The organism is Streptomyces sp. NPDC030814 (genome assembly GCF_055572155.1).
This window is the reverse complement of record NZ_JBVIDX010000004.1, coordinates 176,551-194,105: the sequence shown is the minus strand read 5'-3', so window position 1 is coordinate 194,105 and position 17,555 is coordinate 176,551. Positions and strand designations below refer to the sequence as shown.

The window sequence follows — 17,555 nt, the reverse complement described above, 5'->3', positions numbered from 1 at the left end:
TCACCAATGCCTCACCAGCTCCTCCGCCCCGGGACACGCGCGGCTCTGCCCCCCCCCCCCCCCCCCCCCCCCCCCCCCCCCACCCCCGGAGGGAACCCGTCAGAACTTGCCGTAGCGGCCCGTCAGGTCCGCCTCGGGGCAGGTCGCCGAGCCGACCAGGCATGCTGTGCTGCCGTGCTTACGGGTGTACACCTTGGTGACCCGGCCACCGTCGTAGATGTAGATGAAGTGGTTCGGGTACAGCCGGTGCTTGCCGGAGCGGATGGTCCAGTTGCCGCTCTTGGTCATGTTGATGGTGAACGCGCCGGACGCCGCGCCCTTCACCCCGCCGAGGCCCTTGCAGAACGGGTTGGTGGCGTGGACGTTCATCCTGATGTCCACGGAGTTGCCGCTCCCGCCCAGCTTCTTGGCGTAGACGTTCTTGGCGCTGGCGGTCTTCTTCGCGACGAACTTGCTCGTCTTCTTCACATAGACCGTGGTGGGGTTGATGTGCTTGTTGGCCACCACCTTCTTGTTGCTCCATGTGATGGTGGCGTGCAGCGCGAAGCGGTACTTGCTGGACTTCCAGTCGAAGTCGCTGTGGTTGTCGCCGCCGAACTTGAAGTTCCGGCCGTAGTCACAGCCGGCCAGCGGGGCGGCCACGTACTTCTGCGGGATGAAGCCCACCCAGCTCAGCGTGGTCGTCGAGGCCGCCGCCGCGGCAGAGGCCCGCTCGACGGCCGCCGCCCGCATGCCCGTCAGCGACGAGGACTTGGGCACGGCCACCTTCATGCCGTACAGCTGGGAGCCCTTGGCGCCGCCCTTCGGCAGGATCGGGATGATCTGGTACGTGTACTGGGCGCCCGCCTCGACCGCCGTGTCGCGGAAGGAGGTCACTCCCGCGCCCAGGGTCGCGATGTCCTTGCCGTCACGGGCGACGACATACCGGGCGCCGTCCGCGTAGCCCTTCCAGGACAGCTCCACGAAGCCCTTGCCGGCCGCCGCGGTGACACCCTGACGGGCCATGGAGGAGTCGACGACCGCCGTCTCGCCCGCCGAGGACCTCAGCACACCGAAGCCCTGCGCCTTCAGTTTCCTGCCCTGCGCGGAGTCCGCGGCGAAGCCGGAGACGTCCTTCAGACCGGTGTCGGCCTTCGCGGACAGCGCGGACGCGGAGAACGCCGCGGCGGCCGGCCGTGCGCCCGCCGCGTCCTGCCCGCCGAGCGCGTTCGCCTGGTAGGCGCCCGCGACGAGAGTGAGCGGAGCCACGGACAGGGCTGTTGCCTTCGCCAACCGGGAAAGCTGCATGTTCTTCTCCTTCGTCCACTGCGATGACGCCGGCGCCCGTGGGAGGGACAGCCTTCGGGTGTCTCGTGTCAGGCGCCTGTCATGACCCTAGGTAGGGGAGGTGACGGTGCGTAAGTGACTCCTGGGGCAGTGCCCTTGGGGGCAGTGGCCCGAAGGGCAAGGCGGCGCGCCGCGGGACGACGCCGTCCGGCGACGCTCACCCGTATGCCCCCCCTCCGCTGGTGGGCCGGACCGGGCGGTGCTGCGGTGGACCCAAACGCCGTGTCCCCGAAAGGCTCCGCCATGCGCCGTCGTACGCGTTCTCGTACGTCTCGTCGTACGCCCCGTACGTGCCGTGTCCTCGCCCCGCTTCTGGGCGCCGGGCTGCTCCTCGGCACGGCGACGGCCTGTGTGGCCGACCGGCCCGGACCGCCGCGCGGCTTCCCCGAGGCCGCCGTCGACGAGGCCACCCTCCCCGCCTCGCCGACCTCCGGGCCCGCCGCCGCCTTCACCGACGCCCGCGCCCGCAGCGCGCTGCTCCGCGAGGGCGACCTCGGCGGCGCCTGGTCCGGCACCCAGGGCGCGGCGACCTGGCGGGACGGCCTCCTCAAGGGCCGCACCGACCGCCCCGAGTGCCAGGAACTCCTCGACGCCTTCTACGCCGAGGATCTGTTCGGCCCGCCCGGGGGCGGCAGGGCCGTCACCGGCTTCGACGACTACGAGTACGGCTCCCAGCTGCGCTACCAGGTGGCCGCCTACGACAAGGCCCAGGTCGACGAACGGCTCGACCACTTCCGCCGGCTCGCCGAGGAGTGCCGAGAGTTCACCATCACCGGCTTCGGGGACCGCGAGTACGCCGCCGAGGCCGCCCCCATCGACCTCCCCGCCGGCATCGGCGACGCCCGGCAGGGCCTACGGCTGGTCGTCAGCGGCGACATCGGCGGCGAGGACGGCGCCCTCACCCTCGACCTCGCCGCGGTCCGCGTCGGCGACACCGCCGTCCTCCTCACCCACGGCGGCCTCAACGGCATCGACGAGACCGCCACCCGCGAGGCGGCCCGCGCCGGCGCCGAGCGGCTCCGGCAGGTGCTCGACGGGAAGAAGACGAAGACGAAGAAGGACGAGAACGAGACGCGGGCGAAGGACCTGGACGAGGAGGAAGAGGGCCGGGAGGAGACGGGTGAGCGGGGCGAGTCCTCGGACGAGTACACCGAGCAGGCCCCGGACGGTGACACCGACGGCTCCGTGGAGGAGCCCACCGAGGACGGCGACACCGAGTCCTACGAGTTCTACGAGTCCTACGACTCCTCGGACGGCTACCAGGACGAGGCCCTGGCTACTTCTCCTTCAGAATCGTCGTGACGGCGTCCCGCACGTCGTCCTTGGTCACCGGGGTCTGGGTCGCCCCGGCGATCCGGCCCTCGCGGTCGATGTAGAGGGTGAAGGGGAGGATCTGCGGGTTCACCAGGCCGCGCGGCAGCTTCAGGAACTGCTTGCCGCCCGGGTCGTGCAGGCTCGGGTAGGAGAGCTTCAGCTGCTTCTGGAAGGCGAGGGCGTTCTTCCGGCCGACGTCGGTGCTGACCCCCAGCACCCGTACGCCCTGGTCCTTCAGCTCCCGCTGTGCCCGGTCCAGCGCGGGTGACTCGGCACGGCAGGGGCCGCACCACGTGGCCCAGGCGTTCACGACGACGACGTCGCCCCGGTAGTCCGAGAGGCGGATCGGCCGGCCGTCGACGGTGGTGCCGGAGAAGTCGGGCGCGTCCTCGCGCTGGGCCACCGGAATGCGCCGGAGCGCGGACCCGCCCGACTGCTCGGACCGCCCCGTCCCGCGCGCGTCGGTCTGCAGCGTCTTCGTCGTCGTACAGCCGGAGAGCACGACACCGGCCGTGATCGCGCACACGACCGTCCGCGAGATCCTCTTCGTCGCCACCTGTGTCCCTACTCCCTGCCCCGGCTTCCCCCGGCAGTGCCCCGGCTTCCCCCGGCACTCCCTGCCCCGGCTTCCCCCGGCCTACAGCCTAAGTCGTCGTCCGTGGATCATGTCCCGGCCCGTGGGGCGCGGCAGGCACAGCCGCGGCGGCCCGGCGCCGGCCGCTACGGGGTGTCCGCGAGGGACAGGCACTCCCCGCTCTGCTCGATCGGTTTCACGATGCCGGACAGGCCGATCAGGACCGCGTCGGTGGCCGCCTTGTCGGGGGCGACCTGGACCTCGACGGCGGGCTCCCGGCCGTAGGTGATCAGCAGCTGTCTGCCCTCGCGCCGCTCGTCCGCGCGCCACACCCAGTCCACGCCGTCGACCTGGGTACAGGGGTCTTCGGTGGGCCGGGGCCTGGGGAACCCACAGCGCACGACGATCGCCCCGTCGCCCCACACCGCGGCGCTCTTCGTGTCGGTGTCCGCCCGGTCCAGCCCGGCCAGCCGGTCCGGGTACTCCGCGCTGACCCGGGCGCAGACGGGATCGGCGGCGCGGGGGGCGGCGGCGAAGCTGTAGGAGGGCTCGCTGAGCACACCCACCGTGACCGCGGTGGCGGCGGCAAGCGCGACGGCGCCTGTGGCCAGGAGGGCGATACGGGTGCGGCGAACCATGACGGGATCGTACGGCGGCCGGGTGCGGACACTGCGGGCGGGTCGGTGGCGACACCGTGACACGTTGCACTTTGGGGCAGTGCCCCAAGAGCCAATACCGCTATCACCAGGGAGAACCTAGGCTCCTGGTGATCTGAGTACGCGATTGCGAAGGGGACGTGGTCCTGGTGAAGAACGGGGCGAAGGGTCTGGTGCTCGCGGGTGTCGCGGGTGCGCTGCTGGCGGGCGGGGCCCTACCGGCGTCGGCGGCCTCCGCGGGGGCGCAGGACACCATTCCGAAGGGCTACGGCAACGTGCGCCTGGAGAAGGTGTGGGGTCAGAGCGGCATGTGCCTGTCGATGGACAACGCCAAGGGCAACGGGGCCGTGCTGAAGCTGCGCGGCTGTTCCCGGACGGCGGCCACCCAGCGGTGGGACCTCGTCTGGATCAACAACAACAAGCCGAACCAGACCCGGCTGTTCGTGATCAAGAACAAGCACTCGAAGAAGTGCCTGTCCGTGGCGTCGGCCGCGACGAACACCCAGGTCAAGCAGTCGAGCTGCAACAAGTCCAAGGGTCAGCAGTGGGCCCTCGGCGGCAGCAAGATCTACAGCAGGCTCGCCAACAAGGTGATCACGGCAGGTCGCGACGCGTCCGGCACGAAGATCACGATCACGCCGTCCGGCAGCTCGGACGCCGCGCGCAAGAAGCAGGAGTGGGGTCTGTCCTGACCCGCCCCCGTCGAACCCGCCGGCCGCGGCGGGGGACATGGCGAGCGGCCTGCTCATCCGAGGGGATGAGCAGGCCGCTCGCCGCGCACGTGGTGCCGGGCACCCGGGCCGGGTCCGTGGTCGACGCGCGGGCACCCGAGGCGTGCGGGCGGCGCGCCGGCTGACAGACTCCTGTCGTCCTCGTCCGGTCGACCACGGCGGGGACCGTCGCCGGTCGACCGCCGGCGGCGACGGGGACGCGAGGAGCGAGCGCATGCTGACACCGTGGAGCCGAGCGGCCGGATACGCCGCCCTGGTCACCCTGCCCTCCTGGCTCTGGGGCGTGCTCGTGGTGAACGTGGGCGGGGGCTTCTCGCTCTCCGCCATCGGCCCGGAGATGATCGCCGGGGGCGGGCTGTTCTTCCCTCCCGCGGCCATCATCGTGCTGACGGTCGTACGGAAGGCGCTCCCGGCGCTGTCACGTTGGCGCACGATGACCATCGACGTCTCGGTCTACGCGTTTTTGGTGCTGGTGTGCGCGGTGGTGAGCGGGGCGTGGGGCGAGGCCGGGCTCGCGCAGGCTGTGGACTGGGCCTTCGTGGTGATGACCGTCGCCCTGCTGGATCTGCAGTTCGTGATGGCGATGGGGTTGAGCGCCTGGGGGTACGACCGGCTCGTCCCGACGGCGCCCTCGGGCCGGGTGATCCGGGCATGAGTGGGGGCCCGCCTCCCGGCGGACCCCCACTCGCAGGTCAGCTCCGCGAGCCGGACACCGGTCCGGGTCTGGCCGCGATACACATGGCTTCGGATATTCGACGCATATTCATATTCACCCCGTAAGTCGTTTCCGTTGCTGATGAGTTGTTTGAGCTCTCCCGCTGCGGAGAGTCAAAATTTCCACAAGTGAACGTCAAATCCGCGCCGTGCAACGCCCTTCGGGGAAGCGTGGTCGAGGGCGCTGGGCCGGTCGCGGCCGACGCTCAGACCGCGGATGCCCCGACGAGTCGGGACGGCAGCGGCGCGGCCGAGCCGCACGCGCACCGGGGGTCGGCGCACAGCAGCTCATGGGCGAGGACGGAGAGCACCGCGACCTGGAGCCGGGTCTCCTGCTGCAACTTCTCCACTATCCGGGCGACATGCGCTTTCACCGTACGCTCGGCGATCCCGAGTTCACGGGCGAGCTGCCGGTTGCCCAGGCCCGTCCCCAGCAGTAGCAGGACTTCCTTCTCCCGGTCCGTCAGCGTCTTGAGCCTGCTGATGTCCCGAACCGGATCGGCCCCCGTGCGCCGGTAGGCGCAAGCGGTGTCCCCTGCGTCAGACCTCTTGGTCATGGGTCTGTCCTTCCCGATGCCGCTTCTCCCGACAGAGCCCCGTGCCCCGGGTGCGGCGGCGATCTCCCTCCAACTTAGCGTCCGCTACTGCCAAGAAGAACCCTGTAATGACACGGCCACGTCACAGTGAAGGGATCCCCCAAGGTCACTGCCCAAAGGGACAATTTCGGCCAACTGGTTTGATCCCTAAGCTCGTTCGCGAGCAGCACCAAACGGCACACCACCAACGGGGAGAACACTGTGCACAGCCGTTTCACCACGCGTCGCCTCACCGCCGCCGCCGTCGCCGGAGCCGCCGCCATCGCGGTGCTGGCGCCGGCCGCGTCCGCCACCGAGTTCGGCCCGCAGCAGGGTGTACAGACGGTCGCCGACCAGGCTTCCGGGAAGCTGCCGGCGAAGCTGACGGTCGGCAGCTACGTCGCCTACCTCAAGGCCCAGAAGACGCCCGAGGCCAAGAGCACCCTGAAGAGCTTCTCCGCGCTGCCGGCCGCCAAGAAGGCCAGGTTCGTCGGGTACCTCCAGGACGGGAAGATCTACGCGTCCCTCTTCAAGCAGCTCAAGGGCACCGTCAACCGCCCGGTGACGAACGTCACCTCATACAACGCGGACGTCAAGTTCGTTCACAGCGTGTCCTCGAAGGGCGGCCTCAAGGGGGGCCACCTGGTGACCTACTCGGCGACCGAGAAGATCTACGACATCCCGGTCACCACCGAGAAGCTGACCCTCCGCTACAACGTGGTCAAGGGCAAGGTCCAGCGCAACGCCCGCGCCCAGGCCCAGGTCACCAACGTCAACGCCGCGTACGCCATCAAGGGCGGCCCGGTCAAGGTCGCCGTCAAGGGCATCGCCCGTGCCGACGTCACGTGGAAGGCCACGCCGCGGGTCCAGGCCGTCGGCGAGGCCGTGGCGAAGGACCAGGCCGTCACCGGTCACACCAAGACCTGGACCGCTCAGCTCATCCACGGCTGACGTCCGGTCTCCCTCACTCTCCCGGGGGAAGTGGCTCCCATCCTTCCCCCGGGAGCCCCACCCGCCGGGACGCGCGCGGCACCCTCAGGCTCCTGGTCAGGGCCGATCCCATCCGGGGGTGCCGTGTCGCGTGACCGGGCACGGACGGGGTCGTCACCCCGGAGGGTCCGCCAGGGACTGTTCCGCCCAGATGACCTTGCCGTCGGGGAGGAAGCGGGTGCCCCAGCGCTGGGTGAACTGGGAGATGAGGAACAGACCGCGGCCGCCCTCGTCGGTGGTGCGCGGGTGACGCAGATGGGGCGCGGTCGCGCCGCCGTCGAACACCTCGCAGATCAGGGTGCGTTCGAGGATGAGCCGGAGCCGGATCGGTCCGGCCGCGTGCCGGATGGCGTTGGTGACGAGTTCGCTGACGACGAGTTCGGTGGTGAACGCCAGCTCGTCCAGGCCCCACACGCCGAGCTGACGAGCGGTGGTCTTGCGGGCCTCCGCGACGAGCGCCGGGTCGGCGGGGATCTCCCAGGAGGCGACCCGGTGATCGGGCAGCCGCCGGGTGCGGGCGAGGAGGAGTGCCACGTCGTCGGTCGGGCGGGCCGGGGCGAGGGCGTCGAGGACGTGCTGGGCACGCCGGTCGAGGGAAGGCTCGGGCCGGGCGAGGGCACGGCACAGGGCGTCGGGGTCGGCCTCGGCGAGGAGGCCGTCGGTGTGGAGGGCGATGACGGTGCCCTCGGGGAGGTCCAGCTCCACGGCCTCGAAGGGCTGCCCGTCGACACCCAGGGGCGGGCCCTCGGGCAGTTCGGGGCAGGTGACCGTGCCGTCGGGGGCGACCAGGGCGGGGGCCGGGTGGCCGGCCGTGGCCATGGCGCAGGTGCCGGACACCGGGTCGTGGACGACGTACAGACAGCGCGCTCCGACCGTCTCGACACTTCCCCCGCCCGGCTCCGCGCCCTCCTGCCGCGCCGACTTGGCGACCATGTCGTCCAGGTGGGCGAGCACCTCGGCCGGCGGCAGATCGAGGTCGGCGAGGGTGCGGACGGCCGTACGGAGGCGGCCCATGGCGGCGGCGCCGTCGATACCGTGGCCGGCGACCTCCCCGACGACGAGGGCGAGGCGGGCGCCGGAGAGCGGGATGACGTCGTACCAGTCGCCGCCGACGCCGGTGAGTTCGTCGGCGGGCCGGTAGCGGACGGCGACCTCGGCCGCGTCCTGGTCGGGCAGCCGGCGCGGCAGGAGGCTGCGTTGCAGGACGAGCGCGGCGTCCCGTTCCCGTGTGTAGCGGCGGGCGTTGTCGACGCAGACGGCGGCGCGGCCGACGATCTCCTCGGCGAGGCCCAGATCGACGGCGTCGAAGGGGTCCTGGCGGTCACGGCGGAAGAACGTGGTGATGCCGAGGGTGATGCCGCGGGCCCGGATCGGCACGATCATCACGCTGTGCAGGCCCAGCGCGTCCGCGGACAGTTCCCGGCCGCCGGGCACGGCCTGCGCCCACTCGGCCGACCTCGGGTCCAGGTTCGGCTCCGACCACGACCGTCCGTCGACCAGCACGCGCACGGGCGGCGAGCCCGCCGCGTACGAGGCGACGGCGCCGATCTCGACGACGGCCTCCGGCACTCCGGGGCGCACGGACTGCTGCCCGGTACGGCGCAGCGGGACGCAGCCGTCGCCGAGGGGGCCGGGCTCTGCGCCGCGCAGCACGGAGTCCAGCAGGTCCACGGTGACGAAGTCGGCGAGCGCCGGGACGACGACGTCGGCGAGCTCCTGGGTGGTGCGCCGCACGTCCAGGGTGCGGCCGATGTGTTCGCCGGCCCGGTCCAGCAGGGCGAGCCGGGTGCGGGCGCGGTGGCGCTCGGACACGTCCACCACCGTGTAGTACACGCCGATGGGGCGGCCCTGGTCGTCCTCCAGCCGGGTGAACGACATCGCGTGGGCGGTCTCGCGGTGCGGTGCGGACCTGACGCGGCCGACGTGTTCGTAGTCGAGCACGGGGACGCCGGTCTCCAGCACCTTGCGCATCTGGGCCTCGATGCGTTCCGCGTTCAGTCCCGGCTGCACCTCGCCCAGGCGCAGCCCCACCCTCTCGTACGCCCTTCCGCCGCCGAACCGCTCCAACGCCGCGTTCGACCACACGAACCGCAGATCCGTGTCCACGATCGCGATCCCGACCGGCGACCGCGCCGTCATCCGCTCCAACACGGCCCGACTCATGTCCCAACCGGGCGCCTCGGTCGCATCGGACACCAGAGCGATCCAGTGCGCGGGCCGGAGGGGACTGGGGTGGGCCGACGTGCTGGTGCTGGTGCTGGTGCCGTGGCCGGGGTCCGTGGGCCGGTGGGGAGTCGGGGTCCGATGTGACTCCGGCGGCAGGGCCGCTTCGGGCGCGGCGAGGGTCGCGTCCGGGTGCGGCTCCGGCAGGGCGGCGTCCCACGAGGCCGCGGAGGGCTGAGGCGCGGGCCCGTCGGCGGGCCTGGCGGCCGGGCGGGGAGTGCTGTGTGTGGGCTGGGTCGTTGGGCGGGGGGCTTGGGGCGACGGGTCTGTGGGCGCGTGCGGGGTGTCGTGTGTGGGCTGGGTCGTTGGGCCGGGGGCCCCGTGGGGCGGCCCTGTAGGCGTGTGTGGCATGCCCGCTGCGGGCTGGGCAGTCGGGCGTGGGGTCCTGGGGGAGGAGCCTGCGGGCGGGCGCGGGGGGTTGTGGGACGGCGACGCGGTCGGGCTGAGGGAGGCGTGGGGTGGGGGTGTGGTGCGGGGCGTCGGATTCGTCGGTGGGGGTGGCGTGCCGCGGGGCGGTTCCGTGGACTTGGTCCCGCGGGCCGGCCCCGGTTCGGCCGGCGAAGGTGAGGCCGGAGCACCGAACCGGGGTCCACTCGGGCCGGCGGGGCGCGGCTTGGCCGAGGGCGTGGGCCGCACGGGAACCGCCGTGGACCGCCACGACGACGGCGCGGGCCCGACCGGCTCGACCGGGGGACGCGCCGCATGGTCCCGGTGCGCTTGCCCGGCTGCCGGGCGGGCCGGCTCGGCCGGGGTGGTGTGGTCGGTCGCGGGGCGGATCGGTTCCGCTCGGTGGTGGGCCGGCTGGTGCTGGTCGCTCCGGCCGGGGGGCTGGGTGTGGCCGGGCGTGGGCGTCCGGTTGCCCTGGTCGGCGGGCCTGTCGCCGGTGGCCTCGTCCTGGCCGGTCGGTGTCACGCCGTCGATCCGACCCGTCGCGACGTCGGCCCTCGCGGTGATGCGCGGCCTGCTGGTCTCGGCGGGGATGCCCCGCCGACCGGCCCTGCCGGCCGCGGTGCCCGGGACTCCGGCGCCGGCGGCATCACCCTGCTGTCCGCCTCCGGTGGTCTCGAGCCGGTCGCCTCCACTGGCGGGGCCTTGCTGTCCGCCTCCGGTGGTCTCGAGCCGGTCGCCTCCACTGGCGGGGCCTTGCTGTCCGCCTCCGGCGCGCATCCCCGGCTGTCCGCCTCCGGCGCCGGCGGCATCACCCTGCTGTCCGGCCCCGTTGGTCCCGAGCCGGTCGCCCTCACTGCCGGGGCCCTGTTGTCCGCCTCCGTTGGTCTCGAGCCGGTCGCCTCGACTGGCGGGGCCTTGGTGTCCGGTCCCGTTGGTCTCGAGCCGGTCGCCTCGACTGGCGGGGCCTTGCTGTCCGGTCCCGGTGGTCTCGAGCCGGTCGCCTCCACTGGCGGGGCCTTGGTGTCCGGTCCCGGTGGTCTCGAGCCGGTCGCCTCCACTGCCGGGGCCTTGCTGTCCGCCTCCGGCGCGCATCCCCGGCTGTCCGCCTCCGGCGCGCATCCCCGGCTGTCCGCCTCCGGCGCGGATCCCCGGCTGTCCGCCTCCGGCGCGGATCCCCGGCTGTTCGCCTCCGGCGGTAGCCCCCCGCCCGTCGCCCTCGCCGGTGTCGCCCCGCACTTCAACTCCGGCGGCGCTTCCCCGGTGGTTCTCGGCGGCGCATCCCTGGGCCTCGGTGCCCAACCCGCGCTGTCCGCTCCCGGGGGCACCACCCAGCCCGTCGGTCTCGCCGGTGTCTCCCCGCTCGCCGACCCCGGCGGCGCTCCCCCCGTGGGTCTCCGCCGTGCTTCCCGGGGCGGCCCCGGCGGTCACTCCCCACTTCTCCGCGTCAGCCGTGGAGCCGGCCCCCTCGCTCCCCACGGCCTCGTGGGCCGGGACCACGCGCACCATCACCCGGATGTCGTGGCCGTCGTGGTGGCGGGCGGTGAGGAGGCCGGACCAGCCGCCGCGGGGGCGGTGGGTGTCGGCCAGGTGGGCGATGCGGGCGCCCTCCTCGGGAGTCAGGAGGACATGGACGCTGCGACCCAGGATCTCGGCAGCCGGGTACCCGAAGAGCCGCTCGGCGTCCCGGGTCCAGCCCGTCACGATCCCGTCCGCGTCGATGAGCAGCGGCGCGGCGTCGGCCACGTCGAAGCGCTGACGGGTGAGTGCACTGTCCCTGTCGGTCCCCACGGCGACCCTCTCTGTCGCTGAGACGCCCTCCGGACCCCATTATTCACCTTGTGTGATCGCGAATAGGCCAACTTGTGACGGCCTGATTCACCAGGCGACACACCATGGCGCGTCGACGGGGACACCACGGGCGCCCGCCCACGCCTGACACGGCGCCGGATCGGGCGGGAACGGGACGAAGCCGTACGTGCGAACGCCACGGAGCCACGGGGGCCTCGCCCCCGTCCCCGCCGGACGTGCGGCTGTACGCCGGTAATGCGCCCCCGTACGCCCCCCGCGCTCCCGTGTGTCGGACCGACCGCCCCCTCCGCGAGAGGGGGGTGGAGGGAACGGTCGGTCCTGCTCAGGGGTCGCGAGGGTCAGCAGTCGCGGAACTCCGGTGACTGGTTGAGGATCTGAGACCGCAGCGAGGTGAACTTCGTGTAGGCCGCCCCGCCGCGCGCCTCCGTCGGGAAGACCGCCACCCGATGGCAGTTCTGGAAGGCGAGCGCCACCCCGAAGTGCCGCTCCAGGCTGCCCCGGATCGCGTCACTGGACAGCGCCCGCAGCAACTGCCCGCGCTCCCTCTCCGACGGCGGCGGGGTCTGGTTGTCGGCGAACTCCGCGCTTGCGGAGCGCAGTTCCCCGACGAGGGAGGCGATCAGGTCGTACGCGTACGGCAGTGACGTACGCACCGTCTCCACGAACTCCTCCTCCCGTACCTCGCCCTTCTCTGCGTCGGCGAGCAACTGCGGGGAGACGTCGAGCGACATGGGTTTTCCTGTTCTGTGGACGTGCTTGAGGGATCGGGACGTGCGGGGAAGAGCCGGAAGGGGCCGGACGGGAGGCCGTCCGGAAAGGGCCGGATGCGAGGGCCGGACGTGCTGAGAGGGCTGGAGGGCCGGCCGGAGGTGAGGCCGGAGGGGCCGGCCGGGGGTGAGGCCGGAGGGGCGGCGGTCGCTCAGGACACCGTCGGGGCCGTCAGTGCCTCCGGGCCGTGCCGGAACTCCGGGTCGATCTGGGTGGCGAGGTCGTGCCCGGTTGCCGCGTCGGCCCAGGCCGCGGCGTTGCGCAGGTGGAACTCGACGGCGTGCCGCTGGAACGCCGCCCAGTCCTTCGTACGGGCGTCGACGGCGTCCTTGAGCCGCTCCAGCGTGCGCCGGTTGTGGGCCTCCAACTCGCCCTGTTCCCTGCCCTGTTCCTGTGCGCGGACGTAGGAGGACTGCACACAGTGCGCGAGCAGGTCGTCGCCGACGTGCTCCTTGAGGAAGAGGAGGTCGTCCTCGCCGGTGACCTTGTTGCCGACGACGGCGACGGGGACGCCGAACTCCGCCGCGTGCTCCTGGTACTGCCGGTACACCGACACGCTCTTCCGGGTCGGCTCCACCACCAGGAACGTCATGTCGAACCGGGTGAACAGCCCGGAGGCGAAGGCGTCGGCGCCGGCGGTCATGTCGACGACGACGTACTCGCCGGGACCGTCCACGAGATGGTTGAGGTACAGCTCCACCGCGCCGAGCTTGGAGTGGTAGCAGGCGACCCCGAGGTCGCTCTCGTCGAAGGCGCCGGTGACCATCAGCGGGACGCCGCCGACCTCGCGCACGTGCGTGCCGTGGACGTCGTCGTCGCCGAGCAGCCGCAGCAGCCGCGAACCCCGTCCGGGCGGGGTCGTCTTGACCATCGTCTCGCGGGAGGTGATCCGCGGGTTGGTACCGCGCAGGTGGTCCTTGATCTCGCCGGTGCGGGAGCTGAGCGGCGGGGCGCCGAACGTCTCGTCCTCGTCGAGGCCGAGCGCGTGCGCCAGATGCTGGTTGATGTCCCCGTCGATCGCCACGAGCGGAGCGCCGCAGCGGGCGAGATGGCGGGCGAAGAGCGCGGACAGCGTCGTCTTGCCGCTGCCGCCCTTCCCTACGAAGGCGACACGCACGGACGACCACCCCGCTCGGCGGCACGCGCGGGGAGCACGGCACCACAAATGAAAATGAATGTCATGAACGTAGACTCGGGAGCGGGTCGGGCGTTGTCAAATCACGCCCCGGCGGGTCGCCCTCGGACGGAACGCGTTGGTGAGGACTTTGCGGGCCGATGGGCGTTCGACGGGGCGCTCATGGGGAGCCGATGACGGCACCGGAGTGCGGGATTCCCTATGTGTCCCGAATGTGCGGGGGGTGTGCGCACGCCGCTGCGCCGACCCAAGTGACCTTGTGTTTACCGAGGTTGACAGCCCCTACTCGGTGGTAAACGATGTGCTCACTCCGCGGCTCATGTGACCAGTGGGCCCGGTGCTTCTTCGACGACCTCACGCTCCGGCGCGGCCCCGGTGACCCGGTGCTGCCCTGTGTCGCCGCGCGCCCGCCACCGTGCCCGGGGTCTCGCACCGCCAAGTTCGAGAATGGGATCTGCATGTCCATAGCGAGACGTGTCACCATGCGCCGCCTGCTGGGGACGGGCGCAGCCGCACTCGCCCTGACCGCTGCCGCCTCCGGCTCCGCCTGGGCCACCGGTACGCCCGGTGGCGACGGCTGGGGCGAGAAGAGCTACGCCCCCGGCCAGGGCGCGGGCACGGCCACCGAGACCGACCGCTGCGAGTTCTCCCTGGACGGTGTGCAGTTCGCCGACTGGGTCAAGCTCGACGACCAGAACCTCAAGCCCACCGAGGACGGCAAGGTCCACATCAAGGTCCGCACCGCCGCGGACGCCACGACCTGCACGGTCTCCCTCGCCTCCTACCTCGCCCACGGCCCGACCTTCGCCACCTCCGGCGAGCAGGTCTTCGTCGACTTCGACACGGTCACGGTGAAGCCGGGCGCCACGGACTCCCTGGACATCGCGGTCCCGGACGCAGGCTGCTACGCCCAGATCGACCTCTACCGCGGCAAGGTGAAGTTCGACGGCAAGCTGGACGCGGCCGACGGCTTCGAGCACGGCGACGTCCCCAAGGGCCCCGACCGCCCGGTCATCAAGGACAAGCTCATCGCGGCCTGGAACGGCGGCACCAAGAACTGCGTCCCGACCGAGGACCAGCCCCCGGCGGAGGAGAAGCCGCCCACGGACGAGAAGCCCCCGGCCGACGAGAAGCCCCCCACGGACGAGAAGCCTCCGGCGGACGACACCCCCACGCCGTCCGAGTCCCCGAAGACCCCGTCCGACACCGACACCCCGGACTCGACCCCGAGCCCCAACGGCGGCTCCGGCGATCTCGCCGAGACCGGCGGCGGCAACGCGATCCCGCTCGCGCTCGGCGCGGCCGGCCTGGTGGCGGCGGGCGGTGTCATCTTCGCGGTGACCCGCCGCAAGTCGGCGGGTCGTACGGGCGCCTGAGCCCCGGCCCTCCGCGGTCCGCGGGTGTCCCCGTGGTCATCCGCACGCGGTGACGTCCGAAGGCGCCCGGTCCCCTCCGCCCCGAAGGGACCGGGCGCCCGACCGTTCAGCGCACGTCGACGAGGTCCCAGCCCGCCTTGGCGGCGGAGGCCGTGCTGTTGCCGGCGAAGGTCCACCGCCGGTAGCCGTCGGCGGTCTGCCTGACCGTGGTCTTCCGGGCGCCGTCGGCGCCGCTGGTCACCGTCTTCACGGGCGTGTACGTGGACGTGCCCGCCGCGCGGAACGCAGGCGCACCGTACGGCCCGGGCATCCGCCGTACGTGCGGGCTTCCACTCCGCGCGGCTCAGCCTGCCGGTCACGGTGAGCGGCGCGTTCTTCCCCCACCGGCTCGGGGCCCGCGTCGGCCTGCAGCCTGGCGAGCCGGCGCACGGTGCAGGTGGCGGCCCGGTCCGTGTCGATCCAGTCCCCGTCCCTGCCGGTCACATGGGTGTCGATGAACCAGTGGTCATCGGCCGGGCCATTGCCGTGGAAGGGCGGTGCCCGGCGGACGGATCGGGCACCAACCGTCGCAGGGGAACGGGGCGATGAGAGGGAAATCACCCGAAACGACCGTCCGTCAGGCGCTGATGTCGTACGCGTCGGCAGCGGCGCGGTGTCACGGTGGAGTCCACCGCCGGGGCGCCGGCACGACAGACGCACCGACGGAGGGGCCCCAGCCGTGCAGCACGACCGAGGACCGGGTCCCGTGACCCACACTGCGCCACGAACGCAGGCGGGGGATCCGACGGCGCTCCTGGCCCCGCCGACGCGAGCGCCGCGACCGCTCGCGGGCCAGCTGCTCACCTTCGCCGTCATCGGTGTGATCAACACGGCCACGTACTACGGCCTCTACCTTCTGCTCCTCGCCGTCGTTCCCTATCTGGCCGCCCACCTCGTCGCCTTCGCGCTCAGCCTGACCGGTTCCTTCTTCCTCAACGCCCGGTTCACCTACCGCACCCGCCCGACGCTCCGGAAGTTCCTGCTCTTCCCGCTGAGCAACGCCACGAACTTCCTGATCACCACCGCGGGCATCCATGTGGCCGTCGACGTGCTCCACCAGGGCCATCGCTTCGCCCCGCTCCTGGCGTCCGGGGTGGCGATCCCGGTGACGTTCCTCGTCTCCCGCACCATCATGTCGCCGGGCCCGCGCTGAGCATTCCGGCGCCCGCCTACGTACGGAAGGGGAGCCCACGCGGCAGGAAGCACTCGGTACGAAGCACGCGGAACGGAGTACGGCACGTGGTGAGGAAGCTGACGCGCGGAGTCACGGTGGCGGCCGGGCTGGCCGTGCTGCCCCTGGTGACGGGGTGCGGCGGCGGTGACGGCGACAAGGCGGCGGAGAAGGCGACGGACAGGTCCAGCCCGGTCTCGGCGGTGGTGGCCCCGGCCAAGGTCGAGGTGCTCGCCGCGCTCACCGACTGCAAGGTCAAGATCCGTACCGAGGCGGAGGAACTCCGCGAGGGCGTCTGCCACACCCCGGCCGGTGACTACCTCATCACCACGTTCCCCAAGGAGGAACTCCTCCAGGTCTGGCTGGAGTCCGCCTCCCTCTACGGCGGCAAGAAGCTGGTCGGGCCCCGCTGGGCCATCTCCGCGAAGGAGGAGGTGCTGAAGCCGCTGCGGAAGAAGGTCGGCGGCACGATCCAGGACCTGAGCGCGTACGGCAGGACAGCCGGCCCGAAGCCGGGCGCCTCGTGACCCTCGCTCACCGTCCGTCCTGGCCGGGTCCGCCCGCCGGCCGGTAGTCGCCGAGGTCGTACACCGCCTCGTCGTCGATCGCGTTCTCGTCCCAGTCCAGGGAGATGTGCGTCGGCCGGCCGTCCCCCGCGCGGTCGACGTCCACCGTGTCGGCGTGCTCGCCCCTGGCCGCCTCGGCCTCCGCCAGCAGTTCCGCGATGGTCGGCACCTGCCCGTCCAACTGCCGCACCACGCGCCGCGAGTCCTCGTCGACCCCGACGGCATTCGTCACCCTCCCGTCCCGCACGGTCACCTCGAACGTCCCGATCAGGGCCCGTTCACCCCCGCTGGACGTGAGCGTGTACGTGTACGAGGAGGGCTCCCGCCACGTCGCGGACATCGACGCCGCCTCCGGGGGCGGCTCGCCCCCACATGCCGACACCACCCCCGACACCACCACGGCCAGGACGGCGAGAGCCGGCTTGCTGACATGCGTCTTCGACACGGAGAGCCTCCCTGGAGAGTCGGTCACCCCTGTGACGCAGCCGGGCCGGGGAACGTTCGACGAGGACGGCGGCACTCCCTGAAACTCCGTGCGGCGACGGCGAATTCGGCATCGTGGTCTTCCACCACAGCCGATGCGTTCGGCAAGCCGATCCTTCTTCGAGATATCGACCCCCCGGATATCCATCGAAGGAGCCGCATGTCCCCCGCTCCGGGCACCGATTCCCTCGGGTTCCGACGCCGCTGCAGATTCGCGGCCGTACGGCCCTCGCCCTCGCGACCACCGCGACGGCGGCTCCGCTCTTCGCCCAGCCGGGGCAGGCGCCGGGCCCCGGCACCCCGCGCGACGCAGAGTCCGCCACTGTGACGGGTCGTCAGATAACCGTCCTGGAAGCCCCGATGGTGCTGGGCCGCCCGGAACGCGTTCGCCGCCAAAGTGGACTACAACGTCATCAAGCAGCAGATCGACGCGTTCGTGGCCGCCGGGCCGCCGGGCCGCCGGGCCGCCGGAGGCCGGTACCTCCGCGTTCGCGGCCGACGCCACCTTCGTACGCACCGCCGGCCTCGCCGGACTCCACCTGGTCGTCCTACCGGTCGTACAACTTCCCGACCCGCTGCATCCGGCACCTCGACCACGCCCTGCGGATCGACCCGATCTCCACGGCGACGGAACGCGCGGACGCGACGTTCCGGGTCGGTTACTGAGCCGGCGGCATCCGCTCCGCCCCCGGTCGGCCGAACGTCTCGGCCGCTT

Annotated in this window: 16 protein-coding genes and 2 pseudogenes; 8 read left to right on the top strand and 10 right to left on the bottom strand. The window is 72.2% G+C overall.

All coding sequences use genetic code 11. The features are described 5' to 3' along the window. Positions 1 to 99: 99 nt before the first annotated feature. Positions 100 to 1,287: a hypothetical protein gene (locus ACZ43N_RS11105; protein ID WP_468096712.1), complete on the bottom strand. Its 1,188-nt coding sequence runs from the start codon at positions 1,285 to 1,287 to the stop codon at positions 100 to 102. Positions 1,288 to 1,569: 282 nt separating this feature from the next. Between ACZ43N_RS11105 and ACZ43N_RS11100 the strand changes: the two genes are divergently transcribed. Beyond that, positions 1,570 to 2,628 (top strand): hypothetical protein, encoded by a 1,059-nt coding sequence (locus ACZ43N_RS11100; RefSeq protein ID WP_468096710.1) that lies wholly within the window; start codon positions 1,570 to 1,572, stop codon positions 2,626 to 2,628. On the opposite strand, the gene ACZ43N_RS11095 is transcribed toward ACZ43N_RS11100, so the two are convergent. Together ACZ43N_RS11095 and ACZ43N_RS11090 are read right to left on the bottom strand one after the other, a co-directional pair. Further along, positions 2,603 to 3,196 (bottom strand): TlpA family protein disulfide reductase, encoded by a 594-nt coding sequence (locus ACZ43N_RS11095; protein WP_468096709.1) that lies wholly within the window; start codon positions 3,194 to 3,196, stop codon positions 2,603 to 2,605. The genes ACZ43N_RS11100 and ACZ43N_RS11095 overlap by 26 nt on opposite strands. A gap of 164 nt (positions 3,197 to 3,360) precedes the next feature. After that, positions 3,361 to 3,852, bottom strand: a complete 492-nt coding sequence (locus tag ACZ43N_RS11090) for a DUF3515 family protein (protein ID WP_468096708.1) — start codon at positions 3,850 to 3,852, stop codon at positions 3,361 to 3,363. A 158-nt stretch (positions 3,853 to 4,010) separates the two neighbouring features. Here ACZ43N_RS11090 and ACZ43N_RS11085 point away from each other — a divergent pair, with 158 nt between their 5' ends. Further along, positions 4,011 to 4,562 (top strand): RICIN domain-containing protein, encoded by a 552-nt coding sequence (locus ACZ43N_RS11085; RefSeq protein ID WP_468096707.1) that lies wholly within the window; start codon positions 4,011 to 4,013, stop codon positions 4,560 to 4,562. 253 nt (positions 4,563 to 4,815) lie between these two features. Next, positions 4,816 to 5,256, top strand: coding sequence for a hypothetical protein (locus ACZ43N_RS11080; RefSeq protein ID WP_468096705.1), 441 nt, complete (start codon positions 4,816 to 4,818; stop codon positions 5,254 to 5,256). A 265-nt stretch (positions 5,257 to 5,521) separates the two neighbouring features. Here ACZ43N_RS11080 and ACZ43N_RS11075 read toward each other — a convergent pair whose 3' ends face one another. Further along, the gene (locus ACZ43N_RS11075; RefSeq protein ID WP_468096703.1) at positions 5,522 to 5,872 is read right to left on the bottom strand and encodes a LuxR C-terminal-related transcriptional regulator; all 351 of its coding nucleotides are present in this window, start codon (positions 5,870 to 5,872) and stop codon (positions 5,522 to 5,524) included. Between the two features lie 240 nt (positions 5,873 to 6,112). On the opposite strand from ACZ43N_RS11075, the gene ACZ43N_RS11070 reads away from it, so the two are divergent. Continuing rightward, positions 6,113 to 6,841, top strand: coding sequence for a hypothetical protein (locus ACZ43N_RS11070; protein ID WP_468096702.1), 729 nt, complete (start codon positions 6,113 to 6,115; stop codon positions 6,839 to 6,841). A gap of 153 nt (positions 6,842 to 6,994) precedes the next feature. On the opposite strand, the gene ACZ43N_RS11065 is transcribed toward ACZ43N_RS11070, so the two are convergent. From ACZ43N_RS11065 to ACZ43N_RS11050, 4 genes and pseudogenes are all read right to left on the bottom strand, one after another. Further along, the gene (locus ACZ43N_RS11065; protein ID WP_468097068.1) at positions 6,995 to 9,043 is read right to left on the bottom strand and encodes a SpoIIE family protein phosphatase; all 2,049 of its coding nucleotides are present in this window, start codon (positions 9,041 to 9,043) and stop codon (positions 6,995 to 6,997) included. 1,983 nt (positions 9,044 to 11,026) lie between these two features. Continuing rightward, positions 11,027 to 11,194, bottom strand: a pseudogene (locus tag ACZ43N_RS11060) (hypothetical protein); the annotation flags it as partial. A 446-nt stretch (positions 11,195 to 11,640) separates the two neighbouring features. Further along, complete coding sequence (locus ACZ43N_RS11055; RefSeq protein ID WP_468096700.1) at positions 11,641 to 12,033, bottom strand: SCO5389 family protein; 393 nt, start codon at positions 12,031 to 12,033, stop codon at positions 11,641 to 11,643. A gap of 188 nt (positions 12,034 to 12,221) precedes the next feature. After that, positions 12,222 to 13,187: an ATP-binding protein gene (locus ACZ43N_RS11050; RefSeq protein WP_468096699.1), complete on the bottom strand. Its 966-nt coding sequence runs from the start codon at positions 13,185 to 13,187 to the stop codon at positions 12,222 to 12,224. A 476-nt stretch (positions 13,188 to 13,663) separates the two neighbouring features. Between ACZ43N_RS11050 and ACZ43N_RS11045 the strand changes: the two genes are divergently transcribed. Continuing rightward, entirely contained in the window at positions 13,664 to 14,581 is a 918-nt protein-coding gene (locus tag ACZ43N_RS11045; RefSeq protein ID WP_468096697.1) for a hypothetical protein, read from the top strand. Positions 14,582 to 14,687: 106 nt separating this feature from the next. On the opposite strand, the gene ACZ43N_RS11040 is transcribed toward ACZ43N_RS11045, so the two are convergent. After that, on the bottom strand, positions 14,688 to 14,831 hold the full coding sequence (locus ACZ43N_RS11040; RefSeq protein WP_468096695.1) for a hypothetical protein: 144 nt from the start codon (positions 14,829 to 14,831) through the stop codon (positions 14,688 to 14,690). A gap of 543 nt (positions 14,832 to 15,374) precedes the next feature. Here ACZ43N_RS11040 and ACZ43N_RS11035 point away from each other — a divergent pair. After that, the gene (locus ACZ43N_RS11035; protein WP_468097066.1) at positions 15,375 to 15,773 is read left to right on the top strand and encodes a GtrA family protein; all 399 of its coding nucleotides are present in this window, start codon (positions 15,375 to 15,377) and stop codon (positions 15,771 to 15,773) included. A gap of 89 nt (positions 15,774 to 15,862) precedes the next feature. Next, positions 15,863 to 16,318 carry a hypothetical protein gene (locus ACZ43N_RS11030; RefSeq protein ID WP_468096693.1) on the top strand — a complete coding sequence of 152 codons (456 nt, stop codon included), beginning with the start codon at positions 15,863 to 15,865 and terminating at the stop codon, positions 16,316 to 16,318. Positions 16,319 to 16,325: 7 nt separating this feature from the next. Here ACZ43N_RS11030 and ACZ43N_RS11025 read toward each other — a convergent pair whose 3' ends face one another. Then, a complete protein-coding gene (locus tag ACZ43N_RS11025) occupies positions 16,326 to 16,802 on the bottom strand; it encodes a DUF6174 domain-containing protein (protein WP_468096691.1) in 477 nt (158 codons plus the stop codon). A gap of 514 nt (positions 16,803 to 17,316) precedes the next feature. Between ACZ43N_RS11025 and ACZ43N_RS11020 the strand changes: the two are divergent. After that, a pseudogene (locus ACZ43N_RS11020) lies at positions 17,317 to 17,506 on the top strand (AbfB domain-containing protein); the annotation flags it as partial. Positions 17,507 to 17,555: the final 49 nt, after the last annotated feature.